This is a genomic window from Micromonospora sp. NPDC047187, from assembly GCF_040643355.1.
Classification (GTDB): domain Bacteria; phylum Actinomycetota; class Actinomycetes; order Mycobacteriales; family Micromonosporaceae; genus Micromonospora; species Micromonospora salmantinae.
The window spans coordinates 96,890-112,101 of sequence record NZ_JBEYUF010000010.1 but is presented as its reverse complement, the minus strand read 5'-3'; the positions used below and the strand labels follow the sequence as shown (position 1 = coordinate 112,101).

At 68.8% G+C, this 15,212-nt stretch carries 15 protein-coding genes; 6 read left to right on the top strand and 9 right to left on the bottom strand.

Annotated features, from left to right (window positions below; translation table 11 throughout):
• Positions 1 to 665: 665 nt before the first annotated feature.
• Positions 666 to 920 (bottom strand): hypothetical protein, encoded by a 255-nt coding sequence (locus ABZ794_RS18255; RefSeq protein ID WP_357516481.1) that lies wholly within the window; start codon positions 918 to 920, stop codon positions 666 to 668.
• 112 nt (positions 921 to 1,032) lie between these two features.
• Between ABZ794_RS18255 and ABZ794_RS18250 the strand changes: the two genes are divergently transcribed.
• From ABZ794_RS18250 to ABZ794_RS18235, 4 genes are all read left to right on the top strand, one after another.
• Complete coding sequence (locus ABZ794_RS18250; RefSeq protein ID WP_357516479.1) at positions 1,033 to 2,628, top strand: hypothetical protein; 1,596 nt, start codon at positions 1,033 to 1,035, stop codon at positions 2,626 to 2,628.
• A 279-nt stretch (positions 2,629 to 2,907) separates the two neighbouring features.
• Entirely contained in the window at positions 2,908 to 3,294 is a 387-nt protein-coding gene (locus ABZ794_RS18245; protein ID WP_357516477.1) for a hypothetical protein, read from the top strand.
• 8 nt (positions 3,295 to 3,302) lie between these two features.
• The gene (locus tag ABZ794_RS18240) at positions 3,303 to 4,397 is read left to right on the top strand and encodes a hypothetical protein (protein WP_357516475.1); all 1,095 of its coding nucleotides are present in this window, start codon (positions 3,303 to 3,305) and stop codon (positions 4,395 to 4,397) included.
• Positions 4,398 to 4,402: 5 nt separating this feature from the next.
• Positions 4,403 to 4,657, top strand: a complete 255-nt coding sequence (locus ABZ794_RS18235) for a hypothetical protein (RefSeq protein ID WP_357516473.1) — start codon at positions 4,403 to 4,405, stop codon at positions 4,655 to 4,657.
• A 212-nt stretch (positions 4,658 to 4,869) separates the two neighbouring features.
• Here the strand turns inward: ABZ794_RS18235 and ABZ794_RS18230 are convergent, their stop codons facing one another.
• A complete protein-coding gene (locus tag ABZ794_RS18230) occupies positions 4,870 to 5,490 on the bottom strand; it encodes a hypothetical protein (protein ID WP_357516472.1) in 621 nt (206 codons plus the stop codon).
• 304 nt (positions 5,491 to 5,794) lie between these two features.
• Between ABZ794_RS18230 and ABZ794_RS18225 the strand changes: the two genes are divergently transcribed.
• The gene (locus ABZ794_RS18225) at positions 5,795 to 5,932 is read left to right on the top strand and encodes a hypothetical protein (RefSeq protein ID WP_357516470.1); all 138 of its coding nucleotides are present in this window, start codon (positions 5,795 to 5,797) and stop codon (positions 5,930 to 5,932) included.
• Positions 5,933 to 6,330: 398 nt separating this feature from the next.
• Here the strand turns inward: ABZ794_RS18225 and ABZ794_RS18220 are convergent, their stop codons facing one another.
• The 6 genes from ABZ794_RS18220 to ABZ794_RS18195 all read right to left on the bottom strand — a co-directional run bounded on the left by ABZ794_RS18220 (position 6,331) and on the right by ABZ794_RS18195 (position 14,117).
• Complete coding sequence (locus ABZ794_RS18220) at positions 6,331 to 8,169, bottom strand: caspase family protein (protein WP_357516468.1); 1,839 nt, start codon at positions 8,167 to 8,169, stop codon at positions 6,331 to 6,333.
• Complete coding sequence (locus ABZ794_RS18215) at positions 8,162 to 8,488, bottom strand: hypothetical protein (RefSeq protein WP_357516466.1); 327 nt, start codon at positions 8,486 to 8,488, stop codon at positions 8,162 to 8,164. Before ABZ794_RS18215 ends, ABZ794_RS18220 begins: the two co-directional genes overlap by 8 nt.
• Positions 8,489 to 8,714: 226 nt before the next feature.
• Positions 8,715 to 9,578, bottom strand: a complete 864-nt coding sequence (locus ABZ794_RS18210; protein WP_357516464.1) for an alpha/beta hydrolase — start codon at positions 9,576 to 9,578, stop codon at positions 8,715 to 8,717.
• Positions 9,579 to 9,853: 275 nt separating this feature from the next.
• A complete protein-coding gene (locus tag ABZ794_RS18205) occupies positions 9,854 to 11,890 on the bottom strand; it encodes a hypothetical protein (RefSeq protein ID WP_357516463.1) in 2,037 nt (678 codons plus the stop codon).
• A gap of 1 nt (position 11,891) precedes the next feature.
• Positions 11,892 to 13,793 carry an Hsp70 family protein gene (locus tag ABZ794_RS18200; RefSeq protein WP_357516627.1) on the bottom strand — a complete coding sequence of 634 codons (1,902 nt, stop codon included), beginning with the start codon at positions 13,791 to 13,793 and terminating at the stop codon, positions 11,892 to 11,894.
• A gap of 153 nt (positions 13,794 to 13,946) precedes the next feature.
• On the bottom strand, positions 13,947 to 14,117 hold the full coding sequence (locus ABZ794_RS18195; RefSeq protein WP_357516461.1) for a hypothetical protein: 171 nt from the start codon (positions 14,115 to 14,117) through the stop codon (positions 13,947 to 13,949).
• 34 nt (positions 14,118 to 14,151) lie between these two features.
• Here ABZ794_RS18195 and ABZ794_RS18190 point away from each other — a divergent pair, with 34 nt between their 5' ends.
• Positions 14,152 to 14,382, top strand: coding sequence for a hypothetical protein (locus tag ABZ794_RS18190; protein ID WP_357516459.1), 231 nt, complete (start codon positions 14,152 to 14,154; stop codon positions 14,380 to 14,382).
• 329 nt (positions 14,383 to 14,711) lie between these two features.
• Here the strand turns inward: ABZ794_RS18190 and ABZ794_RS18185 are convergent, their stop codons facing one another.
• Positions 14,712 to 15,212 (bottom strand): hypothetical protein, encoded by a 501-nt coding sequence (locus ABZ794_RS18185; RefSeq protein WP_357516457.1) that lies wholly within the window; start codon positions 15,210 to 15,212, stop codon positions 14,712 to 14,714.

Here is a 15,212-nt window from a genome sequence, read left to right as displayed (position 1 = left end):
GTGAGAGGCGCACGGATCGCCGCGCGGAGACAGCGCCGGATCCGGATTCCCGGCGGTGACAGAGAGATCCTGGGCTGCGTGAGCGCGTGGATCACACCGGGCTGATCGGGCAGAGGGGCAAGTGGCAGCACGGCGTTGTGAAGCAGCTGCGGATCGAATGTGCGTTCAGCTGGTGGTCGCGTCGTGGATCGAGGTCCGCCTTGAGGGCGAATTCTTCTAGGGCGCACCCGGGCCCGATCGCCGGTTCGATTCCCTGGACGTCCATTCGTTCGGTGACGCCTCGAACCTTCAAACCGGACGCCCTGGCATCCCATCGCATCCTTGACTGGTTGCGCGACGATGTCGCCCATGCGGATCGAAGTAGTCCTGTCGGCTGTGGCGATCGTCCTAAGTGTTGCCTCGCTTGCCTGGCAGGTTGCCAGTTGGCGGCGCAGCGGCCCGGTGGTGCGGGTGACCGCTTCGCAGGCCTTCCCGGTCTACGCTCAAGAGTCACTGGACGGCGAGGGGGACACCTTCACCATGGTTACCGCCCGGAACTCTGGCAGGGCCCCTGTAACCGTCACTGCGTGGGGCCTGCATACTCCGGAGGGAGGAGCAATTGTCTCGCTTCGGAGTTCCCTGGGTCGGCACCGATGCCCAACCGTCTTGAGCCTGGAGCCGAAGCGTCATGGTGGATGCCGACGGAGGGCGTGCTTGAGACGTGTACCGAACGCAACGTCCGACACCGAAACGTGAGGGCGTTTGTTCGCCTTGGCGATGGCCGGACAGTGACTGCCAAACGACGTGGCATCAGGTTGAAGTAGCGACACGGTCAGTGAATCCGGCGTACAGGTCGCCTTGTTCGTCGTCCACCAGGTCATACCCGCGATCAAGGCTCTGAGCTGGTCCTTCATCCGGTGCTGTTGGCTGACCTTGGTCATCGTTGGGTGGTGTTGAACGGCCTGGGACGGCCTGGCACCGGGCTGGAGCCGGCCAAGCCCGTGGCGGTTCCCGCCGCTGTCGTACATCGCTGGCAGTCTGTACGGCGTGCGGATGACCGATGACAACGGGCGCGTGCTGAACGCGGAATTTGCCGTCGAGCGGGACGGACCGGGACTTGCTGTGGTCTTGGAGAGTGCCGGCGGAACGAGTTCGACCGGCCCCTCGCGTAACTCCGACTACATCCCGGCTCTGGAGCTGATCCTTGCCCGCCTCCGAACGCTGGGTGCCGTGCTGGTTTCGGGCGTGGTCGATTCCCGTCAGACCGGGCATCTGCCCGAGTCCGAGCGCACAGTTCTCGACCGACCGGTCAGACTCTCCGTCGTCGACGATCTGGCGGCGCTGCGGCTGCAGCTGACGAGCCGGCAAGGCCGCATTGGACAGGCACCGAACGCGCCCAAGGCGGGGAACAACCGCAAGCGACTCCGACTGCGCATCGAAGCGCCCGAATACGGCCCGACGGACGCTCCGCGGCTGGCCACCGAGATCGCCCGTCCCGCCGCGGCCCCTGCCTCGTCAGAGTCCGCCACCGAGCTGCCGACCCAGCGGCGCTCGGGGGAGCCAGACTCGCTACGGCTCAATGAGTGGTGGCAGGACGATCCGGCCGAATGCTATTGGCTGGAGATCACCGACCGGAACGACCTCGGCGCAAACGTGCAGGCTCTCCAGCGCGACGGCAGCGGCCGGGAGAACTGGTCGTACGCCCTGGTGACGGCGCTGCGGCCAGGGGACATCGTCCTGCACTGGCACAAGACGCGGCACCAGGTGCCCGCGATCGTCGGCTACTCCCGAGCCGTTGACGGCCCCTTCGACGATGAGTTGGTCTGGCAGGCGCGAGGCACGTACGGCCAGAGCCGACCCACCAACCCGCTGCCGCAGCCGTCCTGGCGGTACGAGCTGACCGCCTACACCCCGCTGCCCGCGCCGGTGGACCAGTCGGCCTTCCAGCGGGCGGAGCCGGCGCTCAGGGAGATCAAGCAGAAGCTCGACGAGGCGTATCCGGCGCCGTTGTACTACCCGTTCGCGTTCTACGAGACGCGCCCGGTGCGGGTCATGCAGGCGTACCTGGTCAAGTTTCCCGCTGCCATCCTTGACGCCGTCCCGGAGCTTGCTGCCGTACCACGAAGCCGTGTGCCACAGCTGGTCCGGCCCACACCCCGACCGCGCAGCAGCCCTCGGCGGAAGGCCCGTTCCAGCGGTTCGGGGTACATCGCCGACCCCGCAGTGAAGGTGGCCCGATGGCGGGATCCAGACCAGCGGCGGGCGGCTACGACGTTGGACCTCTTGGACGCCGCACGACGACGACCTCACGGCAACGCACTACCGCTACCGCCTTCCCGACGGTGGCGTCGAGGTGCCCGATCGGCTCGCAGGTGCACAGGACTGAGGTGCTGCGGCCAAGGGGGAGACGAGGGCAAGCCAGTCCCGGGTTGGGACTGCGCGGCAGCCGGAAGCCCCAACCCGTCGACCGGGCCGACATCAGCGGATCCGCCACGGCATCCGCGGACAGGCACGCCGGTTGTCCGATGTGCTGCGGGACGGCGTGCTGCCGCCGCGCTTGCCGTCCCGCGCCCCGCGTCCCGCGCCCCGCGCCCCGCGGCGCGCGGCGCCGTGACCCGCAAAAGAGAGCCGGCGGCAGCGCGGGCGTGACAGGTGCGAGCGAGATGCCTCGTTTCACCAATCCTGGTGACGCCGTGCCTGTTAGGTGTCTCGGGCTATCCCGAAGTGCAGCAGTCGGGTCTCCCTGTCTCGGTGGACCCGGTGGTCATGGCCGCATCGGCCGTGCAGGGTGGCGATTCCCCCCGCGTCCGCATCCGGGTATCAGTTGTGACCCCGTTGCGGAACCGGTGTGGACCTGTCGGACCCGACGGTGTCGGGGAACGGCCGCCCGCTTCGCCGTCGATGGTTGTTACGCAGGGCAGCGGCAGCATGACTGTGGTTGATATGTTCGCCGGCATGAGTCGTGGGCGAAGGCCTGGTAGTCGAAGCGTGTGGCGGCGGGTTCCGGAGGAGGAACATGCCGAGGCGGCGGAGGTCTACCGCGAGTCGGTTGCGAGGTTGCAGGCGACGGCCTATCGGAACCTGCGGCAGTCGATCGCTTTCGGGACGATCATCTGGGCGGTCCTGATCGCTTTGATGATCGTCACCGGCGAGGTCACTGCTGCGCGGCTGCCGTGGTACTCCGCCTCCATTGTGGGTGGGGCGCTCGGGCTGTGCACCTACGCCGTGCGGGAGCCTCGTGTGCGCCTCTACGTGCTCTCGGTTGCCGTCGTTTTTACTGTCGCCGGCTTGGTCGGCGTCCTCCTCGTGAATTAGGCGGCGAGATGACGCTGTTCGTTCAACCCGATGCGCTGGTCGGTTTCGCACGTCAGGTCGACCGCGCCGCTGCCGACGTGTGGGGGATCCGCAGCTACCTCCACCGGTACGCCGAGGTCGCTACCGGAGGTGAGGCGCTGCACATCGCCAAGGCGTCACATGAGCACGCGGTCGAGGTCCTCAACGCCACCCTCAACCGGCTCGCTTGTCTGTTGGAAAATTCCGCCCCTGAACTGCGGGTCAGCGCCGACTACTACCGCAGTGCCGACCTTGCTGCCGCAGATGGCCTCGACCGCGCCCTGCCCGCCGCGTTCGACCGTTGCATCACCGCGCTCGAGATGGAGGTGGCGAGTAACCCCTGCACCCCGGCGAACTTCGTCGACTCCCGTGACGTGCGAGGTCAGCTCGACGTCCCCGGGGAGGCGCAGAACCCGTCGAATGCGCTGGGGTGGATGGACTTTGTCAGCCCGTCGTCCTGGATCAACGAGGTCCTCGCTGATGTCTTCGGCTTCGACCCGATCGGCGAGATCCAGAACCGGGTCTCCGGCGACTGGGAGGCCCTGGCCAGGATGGCACCGGTCGTTGACAACATCGGACGCGCCTTGCACGAGCTGGCCTACAACGTGCAGTCCGGCGCCACCACCCTGCGACCACTCTGGCAGGGCGTCGCCGGGGACGGGGCCTTCCGGTACTTCACCACCACCGCCAACGTCGTTGCCGACCTTCGTGACCCGCTGGGCGAGATCAGCGAGGCCTACCGTGCGCTGGCAGACGCTGTCTGGTCAGCAGGTGAATCGCTCGGCGGCGTGGTGAAAGGCATCATCGACGCGGCCATCATCGCCGGCGTCGGCGCCGTCGCGGGCACCGCGACCAGTGCAACGGGTGTCGGCGCCGTGGTGGGCTACGGTCTCGCCGCCGCCGAGGTCGCCAACATGTTCCGCCTCTGGGGCGAAGCGACCAGGCTGTGCCAGCACATCGCCGCCGCAGTCCTGGTCTTCCGCGCCGCCCTCGTCCGGATACTCAACGACCTCGACACCGCCGCCCTGCCTGCGCTGCCCGACGGGGGACGCTACGACCACCCTCTCGCCGGAGCGAAGGTATAGCAGCCATGGACGACCTGGACGATATCGCCGACGGAGACCCACGACGCGCCGACGCCCTACGAGACGCCCTCGAACAGCTCGGCAGGAGCAACAATTCACTCCTTCGAGAGATGGCCGCTGCCATCCAGGACGGACACCTCACTCTCCGGCAAGCAGCAGCCACGTACGGCGACGAGTTGACAGGGCCCTTCCGGACGTTCTGGAAGGCCTATCAGGGCATGACAACCCAGGAGCGCGACGACCTGGCCTCGCGCTTCTGACCTTATTTCCTCCTGGTTGCCGGAGGTGGGCTGATCTTCATCTGGCTCTCGCAGGCACGAGCGTGCCGCCGCCGCCGGTGCGGGGATTCCGCTTCGTCGCTGTCCCGGCCCCGGACTTGCCAGCTGGTGGCCGGACACCGGCAGGAGGCACACGTCTCCCGCGAATGGCGGCAGCTCTGCAGACGGCAGAGGTCCTCGCCGGGCTGCCAGCGTTAGTAGGGGAGCTTGACCGCGTCCGATACCGGCTGGCCGGTCGCCTCATCGAAGAAATCGTCGACGCCGCGGGCTCCTTGCCGCTTCAGCAGGTCCTCAGCCTGGGAGTTCTGGGCACTGTCCAGGCCGTATACTCGGCCGTTCCGAAGGTATTGGGTCTCTGCGTTGGCCGGAATGGTCAGGTCGAAGGATGTCGACCGTCCGGTCATCTTCCGCCGGGGGTAGTAGTCGATATTTCCGTCGCCCCAGTTCACCTCGAGGATGAACCAGTACGTCAGCCCGGGCTCCGGCTCGCCGGATGCGGCGGCCGTGACCTTGACTGTGTGTGAGTCGCCGGGCGACGAGCTGAGCTGATAGCGCAGATCCTGCGGTGTCGGACCCGATGCGGTTGGTGCGATGCTCGGACCTGGTGTGGAGGAGGTGCTCTCGCCATCGGGTTCTGCGGGTGCCGCGGCGAGGGCGACTTGGGCGACCGTGGCGAATCCGAACAGGACTGCCGCCGCGAACGACATGATCGTCCATTTGTCGCTGTGCTTCCGCACGTAGAGGAACGCGGCCACCAGGATCACGGTGATGATTCCGCTGATGGCGGCGGTGATAGAGATGGCATCGCTGCTCACGCGGTGAGTGTGCCGTATGTAGGCAAGCCTCGCCCTGTCGGCAAAACGACCGGGCACGAGTGTTTATGAGCATTGATTCAAATGATCAGATTTGCGGGGCACGCCGATCATTGACGGATCCCGCGTTTCTGTGAGCGCAGAGGCGGCCCGCTCACCTCAGGATGCCGGCTGGGCGATACCGGCCGGTCCGGCAGGCCGTACACGTTGGTGGCGGCGACGGGTTCGGCTCGTGTCATCGGGCCAGCCCGATCTGAGTGAGCGGTTTGCTGTCTCGATGGCGCCGATCTGCGGGGCAGCCGGCTGCATGCTTTCGCGGCACCGCCCCGACAGTGTGCAGGGTGTCGTTCTCAGCGAGGAGCAGTTTCCCGAGCTGACCCGGATGGTCGTCGGCGCTCTGCGCATCGACGTCCGCGCCGATACAGGGGGCGGCCACGACCCCTGACGCCGCTACCGGCTGCGGCTCGTTTCCTGTGCAGCCGCGGGCCCGAGCACGTGGTCCGTTCATCGGAGAAACCGTCCACGGCTCCTGCGTCCGTCTATCTGGTTGGGAGTCCGGCTCCGTCCTCGAGGTAGACGCCACCGCGTCCGATGGAGGCAATCGCCGCGCTGACCCGCCGAGCCAACCGAGGGATCAACACCTCGCCCAGGCGCTCCGCTGGACGGACTTGAACCGGTCGACCTCATCCGGGCGCGGCCGCATCGTCGCGACCTGATCCGCCGTCAGCAGGTCATCCGGGGCCGCCACCGACGGGCCCCGCTCTTCCCGGATCTCACGTCTGCAGGCGCCCGTCGGAAGCCTGAAAACGGCTTCGAGGTCGTGAGCCGACCCAGCGTGCACTGTCACGCTCGTCGCTCGTCGCCGCGGAGTCGCTGCCGCAGGCGGTCGAGGGTCTCGGCGGCGCTGCTGGAGCCGGCTTCGGCCGCCTCGTGTAGTGCGCGCTCGGCGTCGCCCGCCCGGCCTTGTCGGCGGTACAGAGCAATCCTTTCCTCCATGGCGGCAATTGAGCCACGTCGGGCTTCCCGCCGCAGCAGCCGCTCCGCCTCGGCCGCCCGGCCAGCTGCCTCGAGTCGTCTCGCCTCACGAACCTCCTCGGCCGGCGGCGCGGGTTCCGGGATCGGCGCGAGCAGAGTCGCTGTGGGTTGGCGGCCGTCGGGCATCTCGGTGGGGATGATCAGCTGCGGTTCCGGTATCCCGGGCGACCCGGACTCGTGCGCCGGGTCCCCCTGGCCGACCAGCCGCTCGTGCCGGGTACGCCAGGCCTCCCGGTCGTACTCGCTCGGGCGCAGGCGCCGCCCGGTCTCCTCGGCGTAGATGCCGCATGCGCGGGAGATGGCCAGCGTCTCGTCGATCGAGGGCGCTCGCCGTCCGGTCAGAATCTCGTGGACGGCCTCCTCGCTGAGGGCGTCTCCGGTGCGCCGGGCCAGCCGCGAGATCTCCAGCGTCGACGGCGTACCGGCCAACTCGCGCAGTCGACCGAGTTCCGCCGTGATGCCGCCGCGAACGCTGACGACTTGAACCGTCGGCAGCGGCAGCGGCGGCGCGGCAGGCTGGGTCCGCCGCGCCGTGGAGGCTGGTTGCACTCGCTCCGACGTAGCGACTACGGCAGCGTCCGTCGATCCGGTGGGTGTGCCGGCGGTAGGCGGGGTCGAAGCGGCGTCGGGCAGTGTGACCGTCGGCTCCGTGACAGCGGCGGGTAGATCAGCCGCAGGTGGGGCCGGGGTGGCGGCTGGTGGTGGTGCCGTCGCGGCCCGCAGATCGGTGATGTCGGCGCGGCGGCCGCGCAGGGCCCGTTCCACGGCGTCCGCCTCAGCGCTGTCGGCCGGGCTCGGCGCAGGGGTAGCGGCTCGCATCGCCGCGAGTTCCGCAGTCAACTGCCGGATCGTCTCCTGCGGATCCTTCTGCGTCTCGGCCGGGGCCATGTTGCGGGCGAAGACATATCCTTCCGGATCGTTGACGCTACGCCGCTCCGGGACGGGAAGGTGATCGGCGGCCAGGCGATCGCGAACCGCGTTGAACAGCAGCCCCAGGGTCAGGTGGCTCGGCCGGTGGGGGACGCCACGCTCGACCGTGTCGGCCAGATACTTCGTGAAATAGGTCTGCGGCTGTCCCTCACCGACCTCACACCACGCCTCCTGGTATGGACTGCTCGCCGTCATCACGTAGGCTCCGGCGCCGGTCGCCCCGTCCAGCACTCGCAGTGCCGGGCTCACATCGGTCCCGAGCGAGTTCGCCGGGTCCACCGCCTTGCCGGAGTAGCAGCAGTCCAAAATGACGATCTTGACGAGGGCCGGGCTGTTGCGCAGGGCCTCCCGCACGGCCTTGTACTCCAGGCTCGTTGATGAGCGCCGGTTCAGTTCGGGCCGCGACCGGCCGAGCCCGAGGCACAGTTCGTCATTGGTGTTCAGCTGCCCATGCCCGACGAAGTAGAAGAGCGCCACGTCGGGCACGTCCTCGAAGGAGGTCATCAGCACGTCGGCGAGGTCGCCCGGCCCGCTCTCGTTGGCGAGCGGCGTGACGTCGGACGGCACCCAGCCGCAGGCCGGCCCGGTCAGCAGCCGGAACATGCGGTCGAGGCTGAACCGCGCCGCGGGTACCGGACGCAGGTAGCGGTAGTCCCAGGTGCCCATCACCACCGCGCGGGAGCGGCCCTGCTCGTGCAGCCGGAGGGGCTCACTCATCGATCATGGCGGTGAGGACCGGCATGATGTCGTCGATGTTCGTCGCGGTCACCCGGACCGTTTGGCCTTTCTTGACGATTTCGACGGACAGGTCGGAACGCCGGGCCTGCAGAAAGTCCGGCAGCATCTTGACCACCGCGATCAGCGCGCCGCTGCCGCCGACCGCGACGAGAAAGTCAACGGTGCCGAGCTCGCCGGCGGCCGGTACGCCGGGCACCCGCTCCACGCGCGCGGCCGGCACGAGACTCAGCGTGCGGTGCAGCGAGAGCAGCTGAGATTGGTCGGAGACCTTGAGCTCGAGTCGGTTGTTGTCATCCACAAGGGACGCTAACACGCTGACCGAAACGCAAGCTTCCGCCGTTCGGCCCGTCGGCGACGGCCAATGCGAACGGGTGCGAAAAGCGGTAGATGCGCGCACCTGATCACGATCGAAAATCGTGGCTACATTGCACGACCCTGCGCTCCGCCGAGTTTCTCGACCAGTCCGACACCGCAGGGATTGTGTCCTGCAGAGGAACCAGGTGGTGCCGTGCGGGGTGGGAGGTTCAGGACAGGAAGCGGTGCAGCGCTGCGGTCAGGTCGTCGGGGTTCTCCTCGGCGACGTGGTGGCCTGATTCGATCGAGTGGCCGCGGAGGTCGGCGGCCCAGGGGCGCCAGACGGCTAACGGATCGCCGTAGAGGTCTTCCAGGTCGTCCCGGGTCGACCACAGCAGGAGAGTGGGGCAGCGGACAGTGCGGCCGTCACGCCGGTCGGCCTCCTCGTGAGCCCGGTCGACGCCGAGGCCGGCCCGGTAGTCCTCCAGCATGGCCCGCACGGTGGCCGCGTCGTGGATGGCCCGCCGGAACTCCTGGTAGTTCTCGGCGCCCATACTCTCGGGCCGGGCCTTACCGGCGTACCAGGCATCGGGGTCGGCGGCGATGGCTCGCTCCGGCTTGTCCGGCTGGGCGAAGAAGAACCAGTGGTACCAGTCATGGGCGAACTTCGCATCGCACCGGGCAAGGGCCTCACTGATGGGTACACCGTCGATGACCACCAGATGACTGACCGAATCAGGATGATCGAGCGCCAGGCGTAACGCCACGTACGACCCGCGGTCGTGCCCGACCGTCGCGAACGCCGGGTGGCCCAGTTCGTCCATCAGTCGGACCATGTCGGCGGCGACCACCCGTTTGGACTGCTGGGAGTGATCCGCGAGGATCGTCGCCTTGCCGGACCGCCCGTAGCCGCGCATGTCGGGGCAGACGACGCTGAACCCGCGATCAACCAGCTGCGGCGCGACTCGATGCCACGTCGATCCCGTCCGCGGATGTCCGTGAATGAGGAGGACCGCAGGCCCGTGCCCCGCATACCGGACCCGGAGTTCCACCTCCCCGACGTCGATCCGCTCGTCCTCGAAACCGTTGAACATGGCGTCAAGTATCCGGTCACCCGCCGAGCAAGCTCCCACTGATTGCCGTGGCCGGGTACCGGATCTGGGCGAGGGCCGTCGGTCCACGGGCCGTCGCGACCGCATGATGGCCGATGAGGGCGCCTCGACATCCTTGGCTCACGCCGGCACCACCGCCCTTGGATGCTGAGATAGGGCCAACCCGTCGCCGAGGTCGGTCGGCCGTACGGTGTCATCGAATCCGACCCCGATGGCGCTCGTCTCGATGCGCCGGGATATGGAGCGCGACGGTGCTCTCAGGGGTGGGAGGGCGAGGTCCTGCTGGTAATGGTGCCGCTTGTAGCGCGGTGATCACGGGTTTCGTCGTCGATGCCGGCCTGCGCGAGGGTGCGGAGGTAGCGGTTGCGCAGTTGGTCGGCTGCCTCGTGGTCGCCGAGGGCGGTGAGGGTGGTGGCAAGGCGGTCGTGGAGGTCGGCGTTGTACGGGTCGATGTCAACGCCGCCCTGCAGCAGAACGAGGGCTCGCCGGGGATCGTTTTCGGAGTCGGCGAGGGCGGCGCAGGCGTCGATGACGCGTCGGCGGGTGACCTCGCGGATGGGGTCCAGCCACGGCCAGGTGCGTCCGGCGGCGAGGTCGGCGGGGTAGGCGTCACGGACCGCCCGCCAGGCTGTCATGGTGTCCGTGACGGTCATGGCGGCCTGGTGGACGGCGGTGTGCAGGTGCCACAGGTCGACGTCCACGTGTGCCGGGTTGAGGCGGTAGCGGTCGTCGGTGTGATCGATGACGTGGAGGCCGCTGGCGCTCCGGATGGCGCCGCGGAGGTCGCTGAGGGTGGTGTAGAGCCGGCCGGTCAGGGAGCTGCGGGGTAGGCCCGGCCAGATGGCCGCGGTCAGTTCCCGGGTGTCGGCGCCGGTGGGGTGGGCGGCGAGGAAGGCGAGGACCTGAACGGCGGCGCTGCGTCGGATGGTGAGGGGCTCGCCGTCGATGAGCAGCGTGGGTTCGCCCAGGACCCGCAGGTGCAGTCGGTGGTGGGAGGCCGCGGGTGGCTGGTGTGGTGTTCCCCGGGTGCTCTGTCGCGGTAGCCGTGGTCCGGGTGTCACCGCTGGCGGCAGCGGCGTGCGTGGTGGCGCGGGGGAGGGCGTTGCCGGTTCGGGGTGGGCGATGACGGTGAGGAGGTCGACGGCGGTGACCTGGTCGAGGACGCACAGTCGAGGGGCTGGGTTGTCGGGGTGGGTGGGGTCGTGGAGGTGGCCTGTCGGTGCGGCATGCCAGGTCTGGCCGGTCGGCCGGCCTCCTAGCACGACCAGCCTGCCGCCGTTCGCGGCCGTCACGCCCGCGAGGTGTGTCACGTCGTTGGCGTCGCAGTTGTCCCCGGCCAGGATCACCATCCGCTGGGGGCCGGCGCCCTCGACGATCCGGATGGCGTCGCCGGGGTCCTCGGCGACTGTCAGCTGCGGCAGACGCTCGCCGAGTGGTTCTGCGTCGGTGCCGAGCAGGTCGGTCAGCGCTGCCCTGGTGACGATCAGCGTCGGGGTGGGGTGACGGTGGCCGGCCAGCAGTGCCGTGAGGAGCAGACCGCGGCCGATGGGCAGAGTTCCCGGTCCGGTGAGGCCCAGGCCGCCGGTCGGGAGGACCCCGATGAGGGTGCTGAAGCTGTCTGTGAGTGTGGGGGCGGTTGGCGGAGCGGGAGCGTCAGCGAGGGCAGCCTGCACGGCCGCGGCGGCCGGGCGTAGCCAGGTGGTGTCTGGATCCTCGGGGGCGTTCGGGATGAGAGGGCGGGGTCGGTAGTCGCGGCGGCGGCATAGCCAGAGCAGGGCTGCGGCGGCGGCGACCGACTCGGCGGTATCCCGGGGTAGCCATCCGCCGGGGAGGAGAACCCCGTCGTCGCTGACCGCCCTGTCGTCGGGTGTCGGGGTGGCGTCGGCGGGCTGCTCGGGTGTTCCCGCTGCTGACGATGGTGGTGGTTGCGGTGCGGCGGTGGTGACGGGGTGGGTGGTGACGCCGAACACGGCGGCTCCCGCCATCCCGCTCGCTGTCGCCTGCCACGGCGTGGGCAGGGGAACCTGTCGTAGCCATACCGCGGTGGCTTGCAGGCGGGTCACGGCCCGGACGGTGACGGTGTAGGCGAGCAGCAGCCACAGCAGCCACGCGCCGATCGTCAACGCTGCGGTGAGGGTTTCCTCGGTCAGCGGTTGCTGCACCCACGCCCGTACTTGCTCCGTCCTGGGCCACCCGCTGACAGGCGGGCCTATCAGGAAGAGCAGCACCGCGGGCGGGCCGGCCAGGAGCGCGAGGACGACCAGCAGCGACATCAGCTGGCGGGGCCACCGCACGTCACGTACCTCCACCCGACGTGCCGGCCTGCGCTGCGGGTGCTGGCGTGGTGGGGTCGGCTGGGGTGGGGCGGATGATGCGGGTCCACAGTCGGGCTGCCCACCACATCGCTACGGCCACGGCGTAGCTGACGCCGAGAATGCCGGCGGCCTGCCTGCTGACGATCGCGGCGCTGATGACCGCGACGGGGGCGCTGAGGATGAGGCGGAACATCAGCGGCGCCACCAGCGCCATGACCAGCCCGACGCCGAGGAGCAGCCCACCGACGCGCCCGGCGATGTCGATGAACAACAGCCGGTCGGGCCACCTGTCGGCCGTCAGCGAGTACTGGATCAACCCCATGCCGAGCGCGGCGGTGACGATCGACCCGGTCGGTGCGGCCAGCAGCGCCGACCAGCCGCCGTGCGGGGCACGCCATTGCCGGGCGGCGACCACCGCCATCGCCACGGCCATCACCACGATCGGAACGATCGGCCACAACGCCCATTTCAGGAACGGGCCCACGGGTTCGCCGAAGTACTGGCTGGTGACGACCGCGTAGAGACCGGCGATCGCCGCGCCGAGGCTGACGGCGGCGAGGATGCCGATACTGACCTTCCCGCCCTCGGTGCGGGTACCCGGGGTGGGGCTGCGCGCGGCGATCAGGGAACCGAGGACGGTCCCCGCGGCGAGGCAGGCCAGCAGGGCGAACACCGCGGCCATCGTGAACTCGCCCCAGTTCAACTGCACGGAGCGGTAGACGTTCAACAGGTTGTGTTGCTCGGCGGTCAGGAGGACCTGCCAGATCAGGGCCAGCGACGCGAAGCCCGGCACGGCGATCGCCACGGCCCGTCGCACCGGCGGTACCGGCACCTCCACCACCACCACCGCCGCCGCCGCATGCGCGGCGCCAGCGTCCGCGGCGCCCCGGGCCGCGACGAGCTGCGGTTCGGGGACAACCGTGGGATTGATGCCCGTGCGCTCGGCGACGACCGTGTCCAGGTGCGGCAGGTGGGCGCTGCCGCCGACGCAATAGATTCCCGCGAGGTCGCTGGCGGATAGCTCGGCAGCGGCGATGGTTTCCTCAACCAACTCCGCGACGCGTCGTACCACGGGCAGGGTGGCCTCAACGAGCATGGCGTTAGTCGCGATGACCGGTGCCTGCCCGGCGAGCGGCACCGTGACCGCAGGGTGGGCTCCCAGGGTTTCCTTCGCCGCGCGGATGCTCTGCGCTGTCGCCCAGTCGCCCAGGCCGTCAGCGGGCGCGTCCCGACCGCTAGTCAGGGCGGCAGTCAAGGCCAGGTCGACGGTGGTGCCGCCGGCGGCAGGGTCTGCGAGGGTCGAGAGGACCTCGAACCCCGCTGGGCCGCGGCGGAGCACCGTAACCTCCGCGCCCGCGCCGACGTCACAGACGACGATGAACGCCCCGACCGGCAGCTGCAGACCTGTCGTCAACAGATACTCGGCGACGGCTACCGGAGCCTCGACGAGACGCGGCTGCGCAAGACCCGCCCGATGCGCGGCCTGCCTCATCCACGTCCGCCGCCGCGGTCCCCAACCCGCCGGCACCACCAGCCGCACATCCCGCACCGGCCCACCAGCAACCCGCTCAGCCTCGGCCACGACCGTGCGCAGCGGCGCCGCCGCCAACACGAGTCCCTCCACGGCATTGCTATCGACCGTCACGTCGCCGTCGACGGCGCGACGCGGGCTCGGAATCAACCTGCTCGGCTGCTCCACGGCGGCCTGCCACGCCCGCTGTCCCGTCCGCACCTCCCCATCGGGACCCACGTACACGGCGCTGGGCAGATACGGCAGCCCGTCAAACGACAACGCAGACGCCCTACCGTCAACCCAGGCCAGAACAGCCACGGTACTGGCGCCACCACAATCGATCGACAGCCGCGTATCCCCCGCCCGCATGCACACAGTCAAACATGACGATCTCATTCACGTCACCCGTCGATCACTCACAGGTAGCCGATGGGGCGGGGGAGTGAGTTCGCTGATCTGCTGTAGTCGAGCTGCCGGCGCGCCCGGCCGGCCGACGCGAGTCTGTCCGGGCTATCGGGCGAGTTACGCCTTAATGCCGGTGGGGACGCGCCCAGCCGCTTCCGTCACAGTGGTCTGTGCCTCTCCGGGCACGGGCACCAGCGTCGCCTGCCTCGGCGGCACGACTATCAGGTCACCGATCGGCACGACCCGCTTGGCCTGCTGAAGCTCGGCCAGCACCGGTAACGGTCTCACCGCCGACGACCTGATCGCCGTTGGTAGCCCCGGGATGCGCGTCGACAGCGCCAGTGAGTTTAACGTCGATCCCCGGCACGTCTGGGTTGGCGCCGCCAGCGATGACACGCTCTTTGCTCGTTCCGAGGAGAATGCGGGTTGTCTGATCGGCATACCCATCGTCGGCGGGTGGTTCGCCGAAGGGGCCCGTCGGTATCCACGGCCGGCACCGCAATCCGGACTTCGGTGCCAACGTCTTCGGTGTCGACACCTCGGATCACAGTGACTACTGGACCCCGAGCAGCCAGATGCTCAACTCGCAGGCGGCCGCGATCATCGGCGACTACGACGCCGCCGCAGTCGACCATGGGAAGGTGCCGTGACGGTGCGGCACATCTCGAAGCCGAGGCGCCAACTGGTCTCTGCCCTTGCGCTTGCCATGGCCCTCACCGCGTGTATCCGTGATGGTGGCGGCAGCCCGGAGAGTAAGGACGAGCCATTGCAGAGCAAGGACGTGGCCGAGGTGCTCCAGCTATTTCCGTACTGCGCCAGTGCACCAGCGCCCCCTGCGCGAGGCCTTTCCCCTCGGGCTGGGCTGGAGCATGGAAGTTGCCCTCAAGTTAAAGTGCCGACTGCCTGCCGTTCCGCTCGGCGAGGGATAAAAAATGCGACGCCCTCAACCAGGGCACCGAGACCCAGCAGTCCTACCCCCAAGGGCTCTTGGTCGCCGCCGGTCACCAGGTTGACGCCGAAGCCCACCAGGACTGTTCCGGCCCAGGCGACGATGATTGCGACGGTTGTTTGGCGGCCCTGCTCCTCAAGACGGTGACGGCTCGCCGCGAGTGATTCCTCCAACCGCGCGATCGACGTTCTCTGGTCGCCGGTGTCTTGCTCGTGACTGATCCGGAAGTCGCTCAAAATCCGCTGCGTCTTCTCCAACTCGCGGCGGGTGACGGAATGCTCGTGGGTCAACCGGGCGATGGTAACTCGGGCGATCTCCTCACTAACGGCCAGAGCCTGGATGAGAGGCCGGTTCTCAAGATAATCCTCGACCTCGAAATCGGCGAACACACCATCGGGCCGCGCCTGCTCACGTCGGGGCTTCGGAGTGGCCAC

Coding starts and splice junctions, on each gene's coding strand:
- ABZ794_RS18255 (WP_357516481.1), bottom strand. CDS start 920: ATGACCAAGGTCAGCCAACAGCACCGGATGAAGGACCAGCTCAGAGCC.
- ABZ794_RS18250 (WP_357516479.1), top strand. CDS start 1,033: ATGACCGATGACAACGGGCGCGTGCTGAACGCGGAATTTGCCGTCGAG.
- ABZ794_RS18245 (WP_357516477.1), top strand. CDS start 2,908: ATGACTGTGGTTGATATGTTCGCCGGCATGAGTCGTGGGCGAAGGCCT.
- ABZ794_RS18240 (WP_357516475.1), top strand. CDS start 3,303: ATGACGCTGTTCGTTCAACCCGATGCGCTGGTCGGTTTCGCACGTCAG.
- ABZ794_RS18235 (WP_357516473.1), top strand. CDS start 4,403: ATGGACGACCTGGACGATATCGCCGACGGAGACCCACGACGCGCCGAC.
- ABZ794_RS18225 (WP_357516470.1), top strand. CDS start 5,795: ATGCTTTCGCGGCACCGCCCCGACAGTGTGCAGGGTGTCGTTCTCAGC.
- ABZ794_RS18220 (WP_357516468.1), bottom strand. CDS start 8,169: ATGAGTGAGCCCCTCCGGCTGCACGAGCAGGGCCGCTCCCGCGCGGTG.
- ABZ794_RS18210 (WP_357516464.1), bottom strand. CDS start 9,578: ATGTTCAACGGTTTCGAGGACGAGCGGATCGACGTCGGGGAGGTGGAA.
- ABZ794_RS18200 (WP_357516627.1), bottom strand. CDS start 13,793: ATGCGGGCGGGGGATACGCGGCTGTCGATCGATTGTGGTGGCGCCAGT.
- ABZ794_RS18190 (WP_357516459.1), top strand. CDS start 14,152: ATGCGCGTCGACAGCGCCAGTGAGTTTAACGTCGATCCCCGGCACGTC.